The sequence below is a fragment of the Gulbenkiania mobilis genome (genome assembly GCA_004346645.1).
Taxonomy (GTDB): domain Bacteria; phylum Pseudomonadota; class Gammaproteobacteria; order Burkholderiales; family Chromobacteriaceae; genus Gulbenkiania; species Gulbenkiania mobilis.
In genome coordinates this window covers 59,228-77,275 of sequence record SMDA01000008.1, presented here as the reverse complement: position 1 = coordinate 77,275, position 18,048 = coordinate 59,228, and the positions used below count along the sequence as shown (strand labels likewise).

16 protein-coding genes are annotated in these 18,048 nt (G+C 63.7%); 2 read left to right on the top strand and 14 right to left on the bottom strand.

Annotated elements, in window-relative coordinates; genetic code table 11:
• Nucleotides 1-26: 26 nt before the first annotated feature.
• The 12 genes from flgL to EV669_RS11720 all read right to left on the bottom strand — a co-directional run bounded on the left by flgL (nt 27) and on the right by EV669_RS11720 (nt 10,810).
• Nucleotides 27-1,067: a flagellar hook-associated protein FlgL gene (gene flgL, locus EV669_RS11775; RefSeq protein WP_132098782.1), complete on the bottom strand. Its 1,041-nt coding sequence runs from the start codon at nt 1,065-1,067 to the stop codon at nt 27-29.
• Nucleotides 1,068-1,082: 15 nt separating this feature from the next.
• Entirely contained in the window at nt 1,083-2,912 is a 1,830-nt protein-coding gene (gene flgK / locus EV669_RS11770; protein ID WP_132098781.1) for a flagellar hook-associated protein FlgK, read from the bottom strand.
• A 53-nt stretch (nt 2,913-2,965) separates the two neighbouring features.
• Entirely contained in the window at nt 2,966-3,928 is a 963-nt protein-coding gene (gene flgJ / locus EV669_RS11765) for a flagellar assembly peptidoglycan hydrolase FlgJ (protein WP_132098780.1), read from the bottom strand.
• A gap of 101 nt (nt 3,929-4,029) precedes the next feature.
• Nucleotides 4,030-5,085 carry a flagellar basal body P-ring protein FlgI gene (locus EV669_RS11760; RefSeq protein WP_132098779.1) on the bottom strand — a complete coding sequence of 352 codons (1,056 nt, stop codon included), beginning with the start codon at nt 5,083-5,085 and terminating at the stop codon, nt 4,030-4,032.
• A 13-nt stretch (nt 5,086-5,098) separates the two neighbouring features.
• Entirely contained in the window at nt 5,099-5,779 is a 681-nt protein-coding gene (locus EV669_RS11755) for a flagellar basal body L-ring protein FlgH (RefSeq protein WP_318271447.1), read from the bottom strand.
• A 51-nt stretch (nt 5,780-5,830) separates the two neighbouring features.
• Nucleotides 5,831-6,613, bottom strand: coding sequence for a flagellar basal-body rod protein FlgG (gene flgG / locus EV669_RS11750; protein WP_054285333.1), 783 nt, complete (start codon nt 6,611-6,613; stop codon nt 5,831-5,833).
• Nucleotides 6,614-6,648: 35 nt separating this feature from the next.
• Nucleotides 6,649-7,392, bottom strand: a complete 744-nt coding sequence (flgF, locus tag EV669_RS11745; protein ID WP_054285334.1) for a flagellar basal-body rod protein FlgF — start codon at nt 7,390-7,392, stop codon at nt 6,649-6,651.
• Nucleotides 7,393-7,411: 19 nt separating this feature from the next.
• Nucleotides 7,412-8,665, bottom strand: a complete 1,254-nt coding sequence (gene flgE, locus EV669_RS11740) for a flagellar hook protein FlgE (RefSeq protein ID WP_054285335.1) — start codon at nt 8,663-8,665, stop codon at nt 7,412-7,414.
• Nucleotides 8,666-8,692: 27 nt separating this feature from the next.
• On the bottom strand, nt 8,693-9,370 hold the full coding sequence (locus EV669_RS11735; RefSeq protein WP_054285336.1) for a flagellar hook assembly protein FlgD: 678 nt from the start codon (nt 9,368-9,370) through the stop codon (nt 8,693-8,695).
• Between the two features lie 14 nt (nt 9,371-9,384).
• Nucleotides 9,385-9,795 (bottom strand): flagellar basal body rod protein FlgC, encoded by a 411-nt coding sequence (gene flgC / locus EV669_RS11730; protein ID WP_054285337.1) that lies wholly within the window; start codon nt 9,793-9,795, stop codon nt 9,385-9,387.
• 3 nt (nt 9,796-9,798) lie between these two features.
• Nucleotides 9,799-10,209, bottom strand: a complete 411-nt coding sequence (gene flgB, locus EV669_RS11725) for a flagellar basal body rod protein FlgB (RefSeq protein ID WP_054285338.1) — start codon at nt 10,207-10,209, stop codon at nt 9,799-9,801.
• 181 nt (nt 10,210-10,390) lie between these two features.
• Nucleotides 10,391-10,810, bottom strand: coding sequence for an OsmC family protein (locus tag EV669_RS11720; RefSeq protein ID WP_132098778.1), 420 nt, complete (start codon nt 10,808-10,810; stop codon nt 10,391-10,393).
• 104 nt (nt 10,811-10,914) lie between these two features.
• Between EV669_RS11720 and tsaD the strand changes: the two genes are divergently transcribed.
• Nucleotides 10,915-11,940 (top strand): tRNA (adenosine(37)-N6)-threonylcarbamoyltransferase complex transferase subunit TsaD, encoded by a 1,026-nt coding sequence (gene tsaD, locus EV669_RS11715; protein ID WP_132098810.1) that lies wholly within the window; start codon nt 10,915-10,917, stop codon nt 11,938-11,940.
• Between the two features lie 57 nt (nt 11,941-11,997).
• On the top strand, nt 11,998-13,905 hold the full coding sequence (locus tag EV669_RS11710; RefSeq protein WP_132098777.1) for an ATP-binding cassette domain-containing protein: 1,908 nt from the start codon (nt 11,998-12,000) through the stop codon (nt 13,903-13,905).
• Nucleotides 13,906-14,171: 266 nt separating this feature from the next.
• Here the strand turns inward: EV669_RS11710 and EV669_RS11705 are convergent, their stop codons facing one another.
• A complete protein-coding gene (locus tag EV669_RS11705) occupies nt 14,172-16,145 on the bottom strand; it encodes a diguanylate cyclase domain-containing protein (RefSeq protein ID WP_132098776.1) in 1,974 nt (657 codons plus the stop codon).
• A gap of 166 nt (nt 16,146-16,311) precedes the next feature.
• On the bottom strand, nt 16,312-18,030 hold the full coding sequence (gene argS / locus EV669_RS11700) for an arginine--tRNA ligase (RefSeq protein ID WP_054285343.1): 1,719 nt from the start codon (nt 18,028-18,030) through the stop codon (nt 16,312-16,314).
• Nucleotides 18,031-18,048: the final 18 nt, after the last annotated feature.

Below are 18,048 nucleotides of genomic sequence, written 5' to 3'. Positions count from 1 at the left end.
ACGCCGTCTTGCTGGAACAGCCATGATCAGATGTAGTTGAACAGCGACAGCTGCGTCACCTGCTGATACGTTTTCTGCGAGGCGGTCAGCGCTTGCACCGTGATCTGGAAATCGCTAATGGCCGCGGGAATATCCAGATCTTCGAGGTTGCCGATGGAGGTGGCATACTGCACCTTGAGGTCCTCCCCCACCGATTGCAGCGCCTCCGCTTCGGCCATGCGCGAGCCCATGCGTGACTCCACCGTCAACAGCTGCTGCAAGCCGGCATCGAAGCCATCGAGCACGGCCGCCAGGCTGTCCGCATACGACGGATACTTCTTTTCATTTAAGGGGTTGTCGGCCGGATCGGGCACTGCGGGCTTCTTGTCATCGTAGACGCCGATACCCGATAGGATCTCGTCGAAGCGGCGGATCGTCTGTAGCAGCTCGTTGCCGGGCGACATCAGATTAGGGTTCGGCTGCTCCGGCGGGGTGGGCAACGGGCTGGGCAACGCCGCCGCACTGCTGCCGCCAAAGATCACCGCGCCTGGCTCGGTCACCGACATCTCCCGGGACACCGAAACCTGAATATCCTGCTGGCCATAGTTACCCTTGTACTCGATCGAGATCGTGCTGCCGATTTTCAGCTCGAAGGGTAGCGACTGGGTCTGCGTACCACCGAAGAGATAGTCGCCATTGGCGTCGGTCGAGTTGGCGATGCCGACGAGCTCGCGCACCCGCTCGCGGAACTCGTTCTGCAGCGCCTTCTTGTCGGTGTCCTTCAGCGACCCGTTGCCGGCATTCACCGCCAGCGTCTTCATCGCCTGGATCACTTCCGAGCCTTGGTGGAGCAGCGACTCGGACATCGACAGCTTGCTGACCACCGTCTGCGCATTCTCGATCATCTGAGCATTGCGCGACTGCGACTGCATCAGATTGATGATCTGCGACGAGGCCACCGGGTCGTCCGAAGGCCGGTTGACACGCTTGAGGGTGGAGAGCTGCTCCTGCAGCCGCGTCAGGAGGCCCTGTTGCGAGCCCAGGCTGTAGGTGCCAGCAATGTACTGGGTGTTGGAAGAAACACGCATGGTAGTCGTCCCCTATTACCTGCCCAGTTGAAGCAGGTCGGAAAAGATGCTCTGGGCGATCTGGATGACCTTGCTGGAGGCCTGGTAAGCCTGCTGGTAGCGCAGCAAGTTGGCGGCTTCCTCGTCCAGGTTCACCCCGCTGAACGATTCCCGCGCTAGCGTCACCTCCTTCAGCATGGCGGCCTGGGTATCGGCCGAGGTCTTGACCGAGTTGGCTGTAACCCCGATGTAGCTCACCAGCTGGCCGTAAAAGCTCTGGAAGTTGGCACTGGGCGAGGCGTTGTCGGCCGGCACATAATCGTTGCCACCGCTGGGTGTGCCCGCCATGGTATTGGTGCTCTGCAGCTTCACCATCGCCAGCATGTTGGCATTGTCCGACAGCGCCGCGTCCGGACTTGTCTTGCCGGTGCCCCGCACGTCGATGGTGAAGGTCTGGGCATTGGCTGGGGTGCCTTCCAGCTTGAACTCCAACACCAAGGGCGGCGTGGCGCCGGAGGTGACGCGGTAACCACCGGCCATGTCCTTGCTGGGGGTGACGGTGAACCCTGCCGGGCCGGTGAACGTCTGGTTGGCGGCATCGTAGGTAAGCTGGATCGGACCTGCAAAAGGCGCCACTGTCTCGGGCCGGGCGTTGGCCACCTGCCAGACCGAGGAAAAGTAGGCCTTGCTCTGGGTGGGGTCGTCCGGCTGCGACTTGAGCGAGCTGCCGACGGCGATCTTCTCGGGCGCGCTGATGCGCACCGCGAACTCGCTGGCGGCCTGCCGCAGCTGTTTGAGCTGGCGCTCGGGCGATGCATTGTCCAGGTCTACCATCATGCCGCTGGTGGTCAGGCCACCATCCAGATAGACATTCAGGTCTTTGAAGAACTCGTTGCCACCCTGAAGGTTGTCCCCGTCACGGCCCAAGGCATGCTGCCGGTTGACGGTATCGGCAATCGAGATGGCCAGACGGCCCAGATCGGCCTGTGCACGGTTGAGGCTGTCGGCACGGAAGCTCAGCACCGCACCCAGCTGACCGCCGGTGATCAGGTTATTGGGAATCTGGATGATCGAGTCTTGGAAGCTGTAGGCGACGTCCATCTGCTCCGGGTCGTCCGCATTGGGTACAGCCTGCAGCTTGTTGTAGTTGGTGGAGGCCACCAGCGCCTGGCCGTTGCCGATGAACACGTTGTAGGTGCCGTCGGACTGCTGCACCACGCTGGCGTCCACCAGCTTGTTCAGGTCCAGCACCAGCTGGTCCCGCTTGTCCAGCAGGTCGTTCGGCACGCGGATGCTATCGGCGTTCAGGGCCTGGATCTGCTTGTTGAGGTCGGCAATCTGTGCGGCGTTGGCATTGATGTTCTCGACCGTGGAGACCACCTGACCGTTGGCCTGCTGGCGTAGCTCCTCGAAGCGGCTGTTGAGGCTCTGGATACGCCCGGCAAGGCTCTGGGACAGGTTAAGCACCGACTGGCGAGCCGGCAGCGAGGTCGGGTTGGCCGAAAGGGTCTGCAGTCCACGGAAGAACTCCTGCAGCGAGGGGGCCAGGCCGGTGTTCTGATTGGCCACGACGTTGTCGACCTGACTCACCAGCGCCTCTTGAGTGCTGTAATAGCTGTTCTGGGAGGTAGCCACGGACATCTGCCGCTCCAGAAAGCGGTCGTACACCCGCGACACACTGGTGGTATCTACGCCGCGTCCCACGAAGCCGAAGCCTTCCTGAAAGGGAAAGCGCGAGGCCTGGGTATTCTGCTGGCGATGATAGCCCGGTGTGTTGACGTTGCTGATGTTGTGGCTGGTGGTTTCGAGCGAGGCGCGTGCCGCGTTCAGACCGCTCAGACCGATGCCGAAAATGCCCGTGCCCATCTGACTCTCCTTGATTCTTTCTTAATCGGCTCGAATGCCCGGAACTTGAGGGCTTAGACCTGGATGGTGGTCTGCGCCACGCGCGATGCGACGGCGGCCAGCTTCCGGGCATAGCGCGGGTCGGTGGCATAGCCGCCGGTCTGCAGGGCAGAGGCAAAGCCTTTGTAGTTGTCACCCTGGTTGAGGGCAGCACGGTAGCGGGGATTGTCGCCGAGCAGTCGGGCGTAGTCTTCCAAGGCTTCACTGTAGGAAGCGTAGGCACGGAAGGTTTCCACACGTTTCTGGGGGGTACCATTCACGTATTCGGTGGTCATTACCTTGACGGTATCGCCCTGCCAGTTGGCCCCTGCCTTGATGCCGAAGAGATTGTGGCTCTCGGTGCCATCCGCAGCCTTGATGGTGCGACGGCCCCAGCCGGTTTCCAGCGCGGCATGGGCCACGATGGCTTCCGCGGCCACACCCAGCTTCTCTGCCGCGGCCTGGGCATGGGGCAACAGGCTGGCGGCGAACTCGCGTGGCGACGAAGGCAGGCGTGCCGCAGCTTCGGCCCCCTGACGCACCACTGCACCCACGGCCTCGGCCGGTTGGGCGACCCCATACTTCTGAAGGGCCTGCTGCAGGCGTGACGACGCACGCGGGGGCTCCAGCTTCAGAGCGGCGTCTTCGACGTTGGCCGGCTTGTCGGTCTTGTCGACGAAGCGCGTCAGCTGCCGGGTCAGCACATCACCCAGACCGATGCCACGCTGGCTCATCGCCTGTACCAGTTGCTGGTCGTACAGGCTCTTGTAGGTATCCATACCGTTGGAGTCCTGCTCGCCGTCCAGCGAGGTGGTACGCATCGCCTGCATCAGGGAGTTCATGAACAGCCCCTCGAACTGGGAGGCCACCGCCTTGACCGCGCTCTTGGGATCACGGGTGGCCTGGAGGCGCAGGTCGGACATGGCGGTCGGATCGGCGGCCAGCCGGTTGCCGAGAATCTGGGAGCTGTAGCGGGTGTAGGCGTTGTTGATCGACATGATGACCTCCTCGGCGCGCGGTAAAGCAAGAAGCAGGCCAGAAAAAAGGTTGGCCGAAGCCCTGCGCTTCGGCCAACCCGGTGCTGTCACGGCAGCGAGGTTCAGATGATCTGCAAGTCTGCCTTGAGTGCGCCGGCGGCCTTGATCGCCTGCAGGATAGAGACGAGATCCACCGGCGTGGCACCCACCGCGTTAAGTGCGTTGACCACCTGCGCCAGGTTGGCGCTGCGCGGCAACTGCACCACCCGGCTGCGGTCGGCCTTGATGTTGACGTCGGGCGCACCGCCCTGCCCGTTGTTGCCCACACTGACGGAGAGGTTGCCATGCGCCACGGCCACCGGCTCCACCGTGACCGACTGGTTCATCACCACCGAACCAGTGCGGGCATTGACAATGACCACGGGGGAAACATCTGCCGGCTTCACGGCAATATTTTCCAGCCGTGACAGGAAACGCACGCGCTGGTTGCTGTCGAAGGGCGCTCGTACCTCGATGAGGCGGCCGTCCACGGCGCGCGCGGTGTCCGCACCCAGCGTCCGGTTGATCGCCTCGACCACCCGGTTGGCGGTGGTGAAGTCCGCGGTCAGTAGCTCCAGCTGAATGAATTCGCCACTTCCAAGCGCTGTGGGCACCTCGCGTTCGATGGTGGCGCCGCCCGGAATGCGGCCCACGCTCAGGTGGTTGACTTGTGCCGACGTTCCGCCCGACTGGGCTCCCGCACCGCCGACGACCACATTGCCTTGTGCCATGGCATAAATCTGGCCGTCTGCGCCCTTCAGCGGCGCCATCAGCAGCGTGCCACCGCGCAGGCTCTTGGCATCACCGATTGAGGAAACGGTGACGTCCATCGGCTGCCCACGCCGGGCAAAGGGCGGCAGCGACGCGGTCAGCGTGACCGCGGCCACATTCTTGGGGTCGATCTTGGTACCAGGGGGAACCTGCACCCCCAGTTGGTTGAGCATGCTGGACATCGACTGGCCGGTGAAGGGGGACGAGGTAGCCTTGTCGCCACTACCGTCCAGGCCCACTACCAGACCGTATCCGATCAGTTGGTTGGGGCGCACGCCACCGACGGTGGCCAGTTCCTTGATAGGCTGGTCCGCCCAGACTGGCAAGGCTAGGGCCAGCAACATCAGCCCGGTATGCAACAGTTTCATCGCTTGACTCCCGTCAGAAGGGCAGTACCGAGAGGAAGAACTTGGACAGCCAGCCGGGTTCGACGAAGCGGCGCTTGTTGCCTTCACTCTGCTGCTCGATGCGCGCATCGGCCAGCTTGGTGGAGGACACCACATTGCCCGGACGGATGTCCACCGGATTGACCACGCCGGACAGGCGGATGATTTCGGTATCGCTGTTCATGCGCAGCTGCTTCTCGCCGCTGACGAGCAGGTTGCCATTGCCCAGCACCTCGATCACAGTGACGGTGATCGAGCTGTTGAAGGTGGTGGCGCCCGAACTGCTGCCGCTGCCCTCCACCGTATTCTTGCCCTGAGCCCCGAAGGTGGCGCCAGCGAGCTTGCCTTCCACGAAGTTGGAGAAGAAGGGCAGGTTCAGGTTGGCGTTGACCGAACTGCTGAGATTGGTGGTGCGCTCGCCCTTGGCGTTTTGGGAGGTGGAGGTATTGGTGCGCTCCTCAACCTGCACCGTCAGTAGGTCGCCCACCTGTGCCGGCCGGCGGTCCTCGAACAGGGGCCGGTAGCTGCCCGCCTGGAAGATGGAGCCGTTGGCCGGCAGGCTGGACGCAGCCGGCTGGGGCCGCGCGGTCATCGGCTGGTGTACGAGCGGAGGCTGGCTCACGGTACAGGCCGTAAGCAGCAGGCAGGCAAGGCTGCCCAGAAGGACTTTGATCATGACATTACGCCGGCCCCATGGCCGGCCTGGGAGAAGGTTGGCCGAAGCGTATCAGAGCTGCGCCACCCGCTGGAGCATTTCGTCGGCGGTGCGGATCGCGCGCGAGTTCATCTCGAACGAGCGCTGTGCCTGGATCATCTTGACCAGTTCTTCGGTCACGTTGACGTTGGAGCCTTCCAGATAGCCTTGCATGATCGAGCCACGCCCGTCGGTACCGGGGTCGCCGTCCTGCGGCGCGCCTGAAGCGGCGGTTTCCAGATACAGGTTCTCGCCGATGCTTTCCAGCCCCTGCGGGTTGACGAAGGTGGTCATCTGGATGGTACCGGCCGTCTGGGCCGCCGGGTTGCCCGGCAGGAAGAACTGCACCACTCCGCCGCTGGAAATGTTGACGCGGGTAGCAGTGGCCGGAACATTGATTGGCGGATCCAGCAGGTAGCCCTGAGCATTCACCACGTCGCCATTGTCGTTACGGCGAAACTCGCCGTTGCGGGTATAGCCGATCGTGCCATCGGGCCGGGCGACACGGAAGAATCCGTCCCCATTGATGGCCAGGTCGAACGACTGTTCGGTGCGCTCGGGGTTGCCCTGCGAGTGGATGCGGGTGGTCGCCACTGCAGCGGCGCCGGTGCCAACCTGCAGGCCGGTCGGCAAGGTGTTGCCGTTGGTCAGTTGCGAGCCAGGCTGACGCAAGGTCTGGTACATCAGGTCCTCGAACACCGCATGGCCGCGCTTGAAGCCCTTGGTGTTGACGTTGGCGAGGTTGTTGGAGGTGACGTCCAGCTGGAACTGGCTTGCGTCCATGCCGGTTTTGGCAATGTAGAGGGCGCGCATCATGATGGTAATCCTCGATCGGTTTCTTCAGCCCGGCCTTAGCCGTTCATGGAGAGAATCTGCGTCGCGCGCTGCTCGTTCTGGTCAGCGGTCTGCATCAGTTTCATGTTCAGGTCGAACTGCCGCCCGTGCGCGATCATTTGCACCAGACTGTCCACCGCGTTCACGTTGCTGGCCTCCAAGGCCCCGCCCACCAAGCGTACGTTCGGGTCGGCCGGGGCGGCGCCTCCGGCACTCAGGCGGAACAACCCGTCCTCGCCCTTGTACACCTCGCGCGCGCCCGGATTGACCAGTTTGATCTGGCCGGCAATCTGCGGCACACGGTCCTGCCCGGTCTGCGGGGTGGCAATGACGGTGCCGTCCTGGCCGATCTCGATGGCGCTATTGGCAGGCACGGTGATGGGCCCGCCGTCCCCGAGAATGGGCAGCCCGCTACGGGTGCGCATCAGGCCGTTGGCATCCACGACGAAGCCCCCATCACGGGTGTACGCCTCCTGCCCCCCCGGCGCCTGAACGGCAAAGAAGCCGGCGCTGGCCAGCGCAAAGTCGGTGGGGTTGCCGGTCTGCTGCAGACTGCCTTGCGACAGGTCGTGCCCGACGGTGTTGTCCACCACATAGGTTCGGGTGGGTGTGCCTTCGCCCACCACTGGCAAAGCACGAAAGGCGACCTGGTCGGCCTTGTAGCCATTGGTGTTGACGTTGGCGAGGTTGTGCGCCGTCGTCGCCTGTTGCCAGGCCACGTGCTTGGCGCCGGTCATCGCCAGGAAAAGCATGCGGTCCATGTCGCGGCCTCAGCAGTCGTTAACGCAGGTTGATCAGGGTCTGCAGAATCTGATCCTGCGTCTTGATGGTCTGGGCGTTCGCCTGATAGAAGCGCTGCGCCGTAATCATGTTCACCAGTTCGGTGGTGAGGTCGATGTTGGAATCCTCTACCGCGGCGGACTGGATCACGCCCACGGCCCCGGCCCCCGGTGTGTTCACCTGGGCGTCACCCGCTTCGGGCGTGGAGGTCCAGATATTGTCCCCCTGCGGGGCCAGCCCCTGCGGGTTGCGGAAGTTGGTCAGCACGATCTGGCCGACATCCTTCACCTGCCCGTTGGAGAACTTGGCCTGCACCTTGCCTTCCTTGGTGGTGACCAGCCCGGTCAGCACGCCATCGGTGTAGCCGTCGGTAACCAGGTTGTTCACCGCAAAGGCGCTGGCGAACTGGGTGGTGCCATTGACATCCACGGTCAGGGTGTTATCGGGATAGCCATCCAGGTCGGCGTCCGGGCCGATCGCGGCACCGTTTGGGAGGGTGCCGACGTTGATGGCAATGGGCGCCACCGGACCGGCCAGCCGGCCATTGGCGTCGAAGGTCAGCGTGGTGGGCGTGGCCGCCGCCATGGTGTTGCTGTCGAAACGGGTATAGACCTGCCACTCGCCAGGATTGGTGGTCTTGACGTAGTACATCGTCACCAGATGCGAAGTACCCAGGCTGTCGTACACCGTCACCGAAGTGGAGTGGTTGTACGACTTGGGATCCGGCGCGGTGGCAACCGCCCCCGGAAAGGCCACTGTGGGCACGGTGGCGGTGGCGGTGACGTTGGTGGCCAGCTTGATGGCGGTGGTTGCCTTGGCGCCGATGCTGCCGGCATCCACCTGAAGCGGCTTGATCACCCCCGGCGCATCCGGCGTATAGCCGGTGAGCTGATAGCCGTTGTTGACGATAAAGCCCTGATTGTCGAGCTTGAACTGGCCGTTACGGGTGTAGACCAGTTCGTTGGTGCCAGGACGCTGCACGGTGAAAAAACCGTTGCCGAACACTGCCATGTCCAGCGGGTTGCCGGTGTTGGTGATGTTGCCCTGAGTGAACTGCTGTGCCACGGCAGATGTCTTGGTACCGATCCCCGCCTGTGCCGATGAGACACCGTACAGGCTGGCGGCGTAAAGGTCGGCAAACTCGGCGCGCGAACCCTTGAAGCCCACGGTGTTGGCGTTGGCAACGTTGTTGCCGACCACGTCAAGCTGCTTGGAGGCAGCGGCCAGACCACTCAAACCTTGTTGGAAACCCATTGTTCGTATCCTTTAACCGTGAGTCTGTCAGGCCACTTCCGCCACCTGGCCCAGCGCCAGGCGCGAGCCGTCGGCCAGGTTGAGGTAGGTGGCGCCACCGTTGAAGCTCAGACCATTCACCTTCTGGTAATTCATTGCTGCCACGTCGGTCAGCTTGCTGCCGTTACTGGAGGCTTCCACGCGGAAGGTGTACTTGCCATCCGCAAGCTGCTTGTTGTCGAGACTGGTGCCATCCCAGTTGAAGTAGGTGGTACCGGACGCGGCGTTATTGATCACGAAGTTGTCCACCTCGGCGCCTTCGGCATTGAACACGCTGATCTTCACCTGGTCGGCGCTGCTGCCCAGATAGACCGCGCCCTTGGCCTGTCCGTTCTCCAGCTTCAGGCCGCTGCCTTCGGTCAGCACTTGGCGGCCGATCAGGCTGGCCGAAGCCAGCGACATGGCCGCCTGCTGCGACTGCGTGAGCATCTCCATGGCGCTGTTGAGCTTTTCCAGCCCCGAGACCGTACTGATCTGGGCCATCTGCGCCGTCATCTGCGAGTTGTCCATCGGGTTGAGTGGATCCTGCGCCTGCAGCTGCGTGGTCAGGAGCTTGAGAAAGCGGTTCTGGATCGCCTCGGACGAATTGCCGGTGGTGGTGCCGGAAGTGCCGCTACCGCTGGTGCCGTTGATACGGTTGAGGGTGGTGCTGTCGATCGTTGCCATGGTTTACCTCGTGCTTACTGGCCCAGCTGCAGCGTGCGTTGCAGCAGCATCTTGGCGGTGTTCATCATTTCCACGTTGGTCTGGTAGGAGCGCGCCGAGGAAATCATGTCGGCCATTTCTTCCACAGGATTGACGTTGGGCATGTTCACGTAGCCGCGCTCGTCGGCCAGTGGGTGACCAGGGTCGTACTTGAGCTTGGGCGGCGACGTATCCTCGACGATAGACGTCACCCGCACGCCGGCCACCTGGGGCTGGGCGGTACTGACCGGGATGGCGGTAAACACCACGTGGCGGCCGCGATAGGGCTGCGCATTGGAACTGGTGGCGCTCTCGGCGTTGGCGATGTTCGAAGCCACCACGTTCAGCCGCATCGACTGGGCGGTAAGCGCCGAACCGGCAATCGTGAAGACACTGTTGAGCGACATGGTTTACTGGCCTCCGCGGATGGCGTCGTTCAGGCTGCTGATACGCCGGTTGAGAAACGTCAGCGTGGTCTGGTACTGCAGGGCATTCTCGGTAAAGGCGGCCCGTTCCACGTCCATGTCCACCGTGTTGCCGTCGAGGCTGGGCTGCACCTGCGAGCGGTACATCAGCTGCGCCCCAAGCCGGTGGCTGTCGCCCTCGCTCATCGCGATGTGGCGCGGGTCGGTGGTGTCGAGCCCCAGCTTGCGGCTGGCCTCGTCGGCGGACTTGAGGGCTTGCTTGAAGTCGAAGTCCATCGCCTTGTAGTAAGGCGTGTCGGCGTTGGCGACGTTGCTGGCGATCACCTCGGCCCGGTAGGCGCGCAGGTTGAGCGCACGCTGCTGGAAATCGAACTGTTTTGCAATCTTGTCAAGCATGGACGGCCTCCTGTGGCGCCCTATAAAGCACGAACCATGCCAGCTTGATTCTGCCCGGCACGCGGCGTACGAGCAGGATTTGCGCAGCTCTCACGGAACTTGACGGCAAAAGCTGCCGCTCGCGGCGGCAAACAAAAACGCCACCGGCAAGGTGGCGTGGCGGTACAGGGTTGGCCGAAGCCTAGTCGTCCTCACGCAGGGTATAGTCGTGGGTGATGATGGCAGTCTTGGCCAGCATGATCGAGGCGGAGCAGTACTTCTCCGCCGACAGGTGGATGGCCCGCTCGACCGCCTCAGCCTTCAGGCCACGCCCGATCACCACGAAATGAAAATGGATGCGGGTAAAAACCTTGGGGTCGGTGTCGGCGCGCTCCGCCTCAATCTCCACCCAGCAGTCGCGGACGTCCTGGCGCGCCTTGCGCAGGATGGTGATTACGTCGTAGCTGGTGCAACCTGCCGTGCCGAGCAGCACCAGCTCCATCGGCCGCGGCCCCAGGTTGCGACCCCCGCCCTCCGGTGCGCCATCCATCACCACCGCATGTCCGCTCCCCGTTTCACCCAGAAAGCACACGCCGTCCACCCATTTCAGCCTTGCCTGCATCGCGTTCTCCTGTAGATTGACCGGTCCGAGCCTAACACCTGCGATTTGGGCGATCAAAGATTCGCCGGTAAAATGAAAAGACTGACCTGTTATAAATGCGACCGATGCTAGTACTGGGGATTGAAACGTCTTGTGACGAAACGGGGGTGGCGCTGTATGACACCGAAGCGGGCCTTCTGGCCCATCAGCTGCACACCCAGATGGCCATGCACGCCCGATACGGCGGCGTGGTGCCGGAACTGGCCAGCCGCGACCATATCCGGCGGGCGATCCCGCTGATGGAGGCCTGCCTGGCCGAAGCGGGCCGCACGTTGAAAGATCTAGACGCCGTGGCCTATACCCGTGGCCCGGGTCTTGGCGGTGCGCTGCTGGTGGGCGCCAGCGTGGCCAATGCCTTGGCCTTTGGGCTTGGTATCCCGGTGGTGGGCGTGCATCACCTCGAGGGCCATCTGCTCTCGCCGCTGCTGGCTGACCCGAAACCGGACTTTCCCTTCGTGGCCTTGCTGGTGTCGGGCGGGCATACCCAACTGATGGCAGTGCACGGCATCGGCCAGTACGAGATCTTGGGCGAGACCCTGGATGACGCGGCGGGAGAAGCCTTTGACAAGACCGCCAAGCTGCTGGGCCTGCCCTATCCGGGCGGGCCGATGCTGTCGCGTCTGGCGGAGGAAGGCGACCCTCAGCGCTTTACCCTGCCCAGGCCGATGTTGCATGCGGACAGCCTGGACATGAGCTTTTCCGGGCTGAAGACAGCGGTGCTGACCCTGGTCACCCAGACCCAGGCCACCTTGGGCGAAATCGACGAGACCACCCGCAAGGACATCTGCCGCGCCTTTCAGGAAGCCATCGTCGAGGTGTTGGTCACCAAGAGCCTCAAGGCGCTGCGCCAGACCGGCATGAAGCGGCTGGTGGTGGCAGGGGGGGTCGGTGCCAACAAGCAATTACGCGCAGGGCTGGACACCGCCGCTGCGCGCCGGGGGCTGGAAGTGTTCTATCCGCCGCTGTCGCTGTGCACGGACAACGGCGCCATGATCGCCTACGCCGGAGCCATGCGCCTGTCGCAACGCAGCCCGGCCGGCAGCTTCGGCGTGGCTCCCCGCTGGGACCTCACCACCCTGCCCCGCCCCTGAAGCGCTAGTCCCTTCCCGAACCCAGGCGGGCCTGGCCCGCCGCTGCCGCATCCTTACATGATCCAACTCAAGAACCTCTCACTGCGCCGCGGCCTCAAGGAACTGATCGTTTCGGCCAACCTTGTCCTCAATCCCGGCTACAAGGTCGGGGTGGTCGGTGCCAACGGTGCCGGCAAGTCCAGCCTGTTCGCCCTGCTGATGGGGCGTCTCTCCGCCGATGCCGGCGACGTGCTGTTGCCGCCCAACTGGACGATTGCCCACGTTGCACAGGAAACCCCTGCCCTCGACCGCAGCGCGCTTGACTACGTGCTCGACGGCGATGCCGAGCTGCGGCACCTCGAAACCCAGCTCCGTGAGGCGGAGGCCGCCAACGATGGCGCCGCCATCGGGCTCGTCCATGGCGAGCTGGCCCGCATTGACGCCTACTCCGCCCCGGCGCGCGCGGCTACACTGCTTACCGGGCTGGGCTTCTCGCCCGACAGCCACCAGCGGCCGGTGCGCGCCTTCTCCGGCGGCTGGCGCATGCGCCTGAACCTGGCCCAGGCGCTGATGTGCCGCTCCGATCTGCTCTTGCTGGACGAGCCCACCAACCACCTGGACCTGGAGACAGTGCTGTGGCTGGAAGACTGGCTCAAGGCTTATGCCGGCACCCTCCTGATCATTTCACACGACCGCGATTTTCTGGACAGCATCACCAGCCATATCGTGGAAGTGGCACAGCAGTCGCTGACGCTCTACACCGGCAATTACAGCCAGTTCGAGGTACAGCGTGCCGAGCGGCTGGCCCGGCAGCAGGGCGATTACGAAAAGCAGCAGCGGCAGATCGCTCATCTGGAATCCTTCATCACCCGTTTCAAGGCCAAGGCCACCAAGGCCAAGCAGGCGCAAAGCCGGGTAAAGGCGCTGGAACGACTGGAGCGTATCGCCCCTGCGCACGTCAACTCGCCGTTCGATTTCCAGTTTTCCGCGCCCGACAGCCTGCCCAACCCGCTACTGCGGTTGGAAGGGGTGGCCATCGGCTATGCAGAGCACCCCATTCTGGAAGACATCAGCCTATCGGTAGAGGCCGGCAGCCGCATTGGGCTTCTGGGGGTGAACGGTGCCGGCAAATCGACGCTGGTGAAGCTGCTGGCGGCCGAACTCGCTCCGCTGCGAGGCGAGCTGGTAGCCTCGCCCATGCTGCGCATCGGCTACTTCGCGCAGCACACACTGGAGACCCTGCGGCCGGCCGATTCACCGCTCCTGCATCTACAGCGGCTGGCCCCGGATACCCGCGAGCAGACACTGCGCACCTTCCTTGGCGGCTTCAACTTCCGGGGAGATGCGGCCACCGACCCGGTGGGCCCGATGTCGGGCGGGGAGAAAGCCCGGCTGGCCCTCGCCTTGATCGTGTGGCAACGCCCCAACCTGCTGCTCTTGGACGAACCCACCAACCACCTCGACCTGGAGATGCGCCATGCACTGACGCTGGCCCTGCAGGACTTTCCGGGCGCGCTGGTGGTGGTCTCGCACGACCGCGCACTGCTGGAAGCCACCACGGACAGCTTCTGGCTGGTCAGCGGCGGCCGGGTCACCCCTTTCGATGGCGATCTGGAAAGCTACCGGACGTGGCGCCTGGAGCGGTTGGCCGAAGCTTCCCGTCCTTCCTCCGAAGATTCCTCCGGCCTGAGCCGCAAAGAACAGAAACGCCAGGAGGCCGAAGCACGGCAACGACTGTCGCAACAGCGCAAGCCATTGCAGGCTCGTCTGAGTCGGCTGGAAAAGGAGCTGGAAAGCCTGTCAGAAGAAAAAGCCGGGCTCGACAGTTACCTTGCGTCCGAAGCCGCCTATCAGGAAAAGGACCGCACCCTGCTGGCAGAGAAGGTGCGGCGTCAGGGTGAGGTGGCGCGGCGTCTGGAAGAGGTGGAGGAAGCCTGGCTGGAGGTGCACGAAGCCCTCGAAGCGCTTGACACACAGGCGGGCTGATGCCGGGTCGCCCCTTCGTGCGCGGGGCTATCCACAGCGGCTGGGGATAAGCTTGTGGATAAGGAAGGGACAAATCAAAAAACCGTTGTGGCGTGAGCTACTTGGTTGAAATGTCCAAAAAAGAGGCAAAAAAGCCCAGTGCCGACGGTGGTGGCTACAGCGGAAAAAACCGGCCTTGTCAACCATCTTACTGCGCCCTAAGTGCTTGTACCAATGGAACAATAAACTTGACCACCGTCAAGAGCGCCTCGGGAAAAACGCACTTTTCAGTGCATTTGCATAAGGGGCGGCGAGCCGGTTGAAGCGCTGCCGGGCCGGGCAGGCCCACGGATGGCGCCTGCCTCCGCAGCGAGCGTGACCAGGAAACAGTCCACTCCCTCGCGCGCACGCCAAGCGGGCAGCTCGGCCGCCACCTGCAGACGCGCCAGGCGCAAGGCCCCCAGTCCTTCAGCGCCTTGGGCCACCATACGCCGGTAGCGCAGGCTGGCTTCTTCAGCACGCACATCGGGCAGGATCACCACGGCGGGCGGGCAAGCGGCCAGCACCGCCCAGTTCAGCCTGCCCTGAGCGAGATCCAGAAGTCCGTAGCTGACACCAGCCCCATGCAGTCGTGCAAGATCCTCAGCTAGGGCGGGACGTTCGGCCAGCGCCCCTTCCGGCAGCGCCAGGATCAGCTGCACGCCCCCTTCAGCCAGGCGTTCGGCCGCACGCCCCAGAAAATCCTGCGCCGTCGGGCAAGGCCAGGCGGCCGCCCCCGGATCAAGCACGATCATCGGCTCGTCAGTAAGCGCATCGAACAGGCGCAGCAGGCGACCACGTAGCGCACTGTCCCCGAAATCCCACGGCTCGCCCTCTGCCGCGCGCACCATCACGCCGCGCACACCCTCGCCATTGGCGGCCACCATGGCCTTCACCCGCCAGTTGGCCGGGCAGCCTTCCACTACAGTCTGCAGGCGGTGGCTTTCCTCCTCATTGATGGCGGCCGGGGCATTGTGGTGGGGATTGTGAAAGTGCAGACCATTGCGCCCCTGCTTTTTCACCGCATACATCGCCTGATCGGCTGCCTCCATCAGCGCCGCAGCCGTCTGGCCGTCCGCCGGATAGAAGGCAGCGCCCATGCTGGCCGAAAGCCGCACCCGGGCGCTCACCAACTGGTAGGGCGCTGCCAGCGCCCGCAAGAGGTGCTCGCCCACGCTAACGACCTGTTCGCGCTCGCTCGCACCTTCCACCAGCACCACGAATTCGTCACCGGCAAGCCGCATCACCGCGTCCCCATCACGCAGGTTGTGCGCCAGCCGCCATGCGACCAGGCGCAACAGTTCGTCGCCCGCATCATGGCCATGGGTGTCATTGACCGCCTTGAAACCGTCCAGATCGACAAAGATCAGCGCAAAGCGCCGCACCTGTCGGTCGGCACAGCGTTCGGCCAACGCTTCCTCCAGCGCCCGGCGGTTGCCCAGCCCGGTCAGCGGATCGCGCAGCACCAGCTCGTGCAGTTGCCGGGTGCGTGCTTCAAGCGAGGTCTGCTCGTGCTGATGCCGACGATCGAGACGCGAGAGCACGATGGCCGTGAAGAGCACCAGCGCGGTATTGGTGGCGATGGTTAACGCAAGCCAAGTGGCAGGCAGCCCGGTGTGCGGCCCCCCTGCCAAGGGGGCAGGCAGATGGGTATAGCTCAGGCCGATGAAATGGATGGAGACGACGGAAGCCGTCATGAGGAGTGCAGCAATCGGCCTGTGCCAACGCATCAGGGGCGGTCGGTGAAAGGCAAGGGGAAAAGCCACGGCTGCGCACAGGGCGCCCAGTGCCCAGGCCAGCACCTGCCCACCCCACAGAAAGACCGGCGCTCCGGCCAGCGGACGGGTCGTCATCCCGATCAGGTGCATCACTGTCGTGCCGGTGCCCACCAGTACACCGGCGGCGGCCCAGCTGGGCCAACTGCGGATGCGGCTGGCCAGCCACAAGGCCCCCGAGGCGGCAACGATCACCACCGCCAACGAGCCGAGAGTGGGCGCAATGGCATAACCGGCATCGGGCTTCCAACGCATCGCCAGCATTCCCAGGAAATGGACCGACCACAATCCCATGCCGAGCACCGCCGCACTGCCCACAAGCCAGTAACGGGCGTGACGTGGCTGGGCGGTATGGACGCGCGAACCGAGATCGAAGGCAGACCAGGAGGAAAGGATGGCTACGGCCAGCGAAGCGAGCACCAGCCAGTAATTGTAATGAGCATGCATGCACAACCGCCGCAAGAACCGGATTGTGCTGTCTTGCAAGGCGCGTGCCCGGAGGCCTTTGGCGTTGGGGGTGTCCCAAAAAGCACAGCCCGCCGGCAGGTGTGCGAGCGGGCTGTGCGGCTTCGGCCAACCTTGCCTGATGACTCGGCAAGGACATCGGCAAGGCTTACATGGTGTCCAGCACCTCGATGCCCAGCAGGCCCAGACCGGTACGCAGGGTCTTGGCGGTCAAGGCAGCCAGCTGCAGTCGGCTGGCCCGTACCGCGCCCTCACTCTTGAGGATCGGGCACGCCTCATAGAAGCGCGAGAACAACGTGGCCAAGTGGTAAAGGTACTGGCTCAGATAGTGCGGGTAGCAACCGTCAGACACAGCCAGCAGAGTATCCTCGAACTGTGCCAGCGCCACCGCCAGCTGCTTCTCAGCCGGCTCGGTGATCACCACCGGCGCAGCGGCATCGTAGCCTTCCGCCTTGCGGAACACGCTCTGCACCCGAGTATAGGCGTACTGCAGGTACGGGGCGGTGTTGCCTTCGAAGGCAAGCATCGTATCCCAGTTGAAGATGTAGTCGCTCATGCGGTTCTTGGAGAGGTCGGCGTACTTCACGGCGCCAATCCCCACCACGCGCGCGATGTGCTTTTTCTCTTCCTCGCCCAGCTCTGGGTTCTTCTCGCTCACGAGTTGGTAGGCGCGCTCCTCGGCCTCTTCCAAAAGCTCGATCAGCTTCACCGTACCACCAGAACGGGTCTTGAACGGCTTGCCGTCGTCGCCCATCATCACGCCGAAGCCCACGTGCTCCAGCGACATGCCCGCGGGAGCAAAGCCCGCCTTGCGGCAGATGGTGAACATCTGCGCAAAATGCTGGCTCTGGCGTGCGTCGACCACGTAGATCACGCGGTCCAGATGCAGCACCTTGTGCCGATAGCGTACCGCGCCGAGGTCGGTGGTGGTGTACAGGTAGCCACCATCCTTTTTCTGGATGATAACGCCCATCGGCTTGTCTTCCTGAGTGCGGAACTCCTCCAGGAACACCACCTGCGCCCCGTCGTCCTCGGTCAGCAGGCCCGCCTCGCGCAGCTCTTTCACGATCACCGGCAGATCATCGTTATAGGCCGACTCGCCGCGCACATGCTCGCGCTTCAGGCCGACGTTGAGCTTGCGGTACACGGCCTCGCAATGCTTGAGCGAGACATCGACGAACTGTTCCCACAGCTTGAGCACCTCCGGGTCACCGCCCTGCAGACGCACCACATAGTTGCGTGCGGTGTCGGCAAAGGCTTCATCCTCGTCGAAGCGGACCTTGGCATTGCGATAGAAGGTCTCCAGATCGTTGAGGGCCAGGTCCTCGTCGCCGGCATGTCGGGTTTCAACGAGGTAGGCCACCAGCATGCCGAACTGGGTACCCCAGTCGCCCACGTGGTTGGCACGCACCACATCGTGCCCCAGAAACTCCAACACGCGGGCCATGGCATCGCCGATGATGGTGGAGCGCAGGTGCCCCACGTGCATTTCCTTGGCCAGGTTGGGCGAAGAGTACTCGACCATCACCTTCTGACGCTGCACCGGTGCAATGGCCAGGCGCTCGTCCGCCAGCGCGCGGCTGCTGCGCTCGGCGAGGTAGGCCGGGGAGAGATGAATATTGATGAAGCCGGGGCCGGCGATTTCCACCTTGTCGGCGATCCCTTCCAGATCCAGCGCTGCCACGACCTTCTGGGCCAGTTCGCGCGGGTTGGTCTTGAGCGCCTTGGCGGCGGCCATCACGCCGTTGGCCTGGTAATCGCCGAACTCGGGCTTGGAGGCGGGCTGCACGATGGGCTGGGCATCAGGCGCCCCGGCGGCGGCCAATGCCGCCTGTACCCGCTGGTTGATCAGTTGAAGAATCGTCATAGGAACCCCGGAAATGGT

Coding starts and splice junctions, on each gene's coding strand:
- EV669_RS11720 (WP_132098778.1), bottom strand. CDS start 10,810: ATGCAGGCAAGGCTGAAATGGGTGGACGGCGTGTGCTTTCTGGGTGAA.
- flgC (WP_054285337.1), bottom strand. CDS start 9,795: ATGTCGCTCAACAGTGTCTTCACGATTGCCGGTTCGGCGCTTACCGCC.
- flgE (WP_054285335.1), bottom strand. CDS start 8,665: ATGGGTTTCCAACAAGGTTTGAGTGGTCTGGCCGCTGCCTCCAAGCAG.
- flgB (WP_054285338.1), bottom strand. CDS start 10,209: ATGCTTGACAAGATTGCAAAACAGTTCGATTTCCAGCAGCGTGCGCTC.
- argS (WP_054285343.1), bottom strand. CDS start 18,030: ATGACGATTCTTCAACTGATCAACCAGCGGGTACAGGCGGCATTGGCC.
- flgJ (WP_132098780.1), bottom strand. CDS start 3,928: ATGTCGATCAACAACGCCTACACCCGCTACAGCTCCCAGATTCTCGGC.
- flgF (WP_054285334.1), bottom strand. CDS start 7,392: ATGGACCGCATGCTTTTCCTGGCGATGACCGGCGCCAAGCACGTGGCC.
- EV669_RS11735 (WP_054285336.1), bottom strand. CDS start 9,370: ATGGCAACGATCGACAGCACCACCCTCAACCGTATCAACGGCACCAGC.
- flgK (WP_132098781.1), bottom strand. CDS start 2,912: ATGGGCACGGGCATTTTCGGCATCGGTCTGAGCGGTCTGAACGCGGCA.
- tsaD (WP_132098810.1), top strand. CDS start 10,915: ATGCTAGTACTGGGGATTGAAACGTCTTGTGACGAAACGGGGGTGGCG.
- EV669_RS11710 (WP_132098777.1), top strand. CDS start 11,998: ATGATCCAACTCAAGAACCTCTCACTGCGCCGCGGCCTCAAGGAACTG.
- flgG (WP_054285333.1), bottom strand. CDS start 6,613: ATGATGCGCGCCCTCTACATTGCCAAAACCGGCATGGACGCAAGCCAG.
- flgL (WP_132098782.1), bottom strand. CDS start 1,067: ATGCGTGTTTCTTCCAACACCCAGTACATTGCTGGCACCTACAGCCTG.
- EV669_RS11755 (WP_318271447.1), bottom strand. CDS start 5,779: ATGATCAAAGTCCTTCTGGGCAGCCTTGCCTGCCTGCTGCTTACGGCC.
- EV669_RS11760 (WP_132098779.1), bottom strand. CDS start 5,085: ATGAAACTGTTGCATACCGGGCTGATGTTGCTGGCCCTAGCCTTGCCA.
- EV669_RS11705 (WP_132098776.1), bottom strand. CDS start 16,145: ATGCATGCTCATTACAATTACTGGCTGGTGCTCGCTTCGCTGGCCGTA.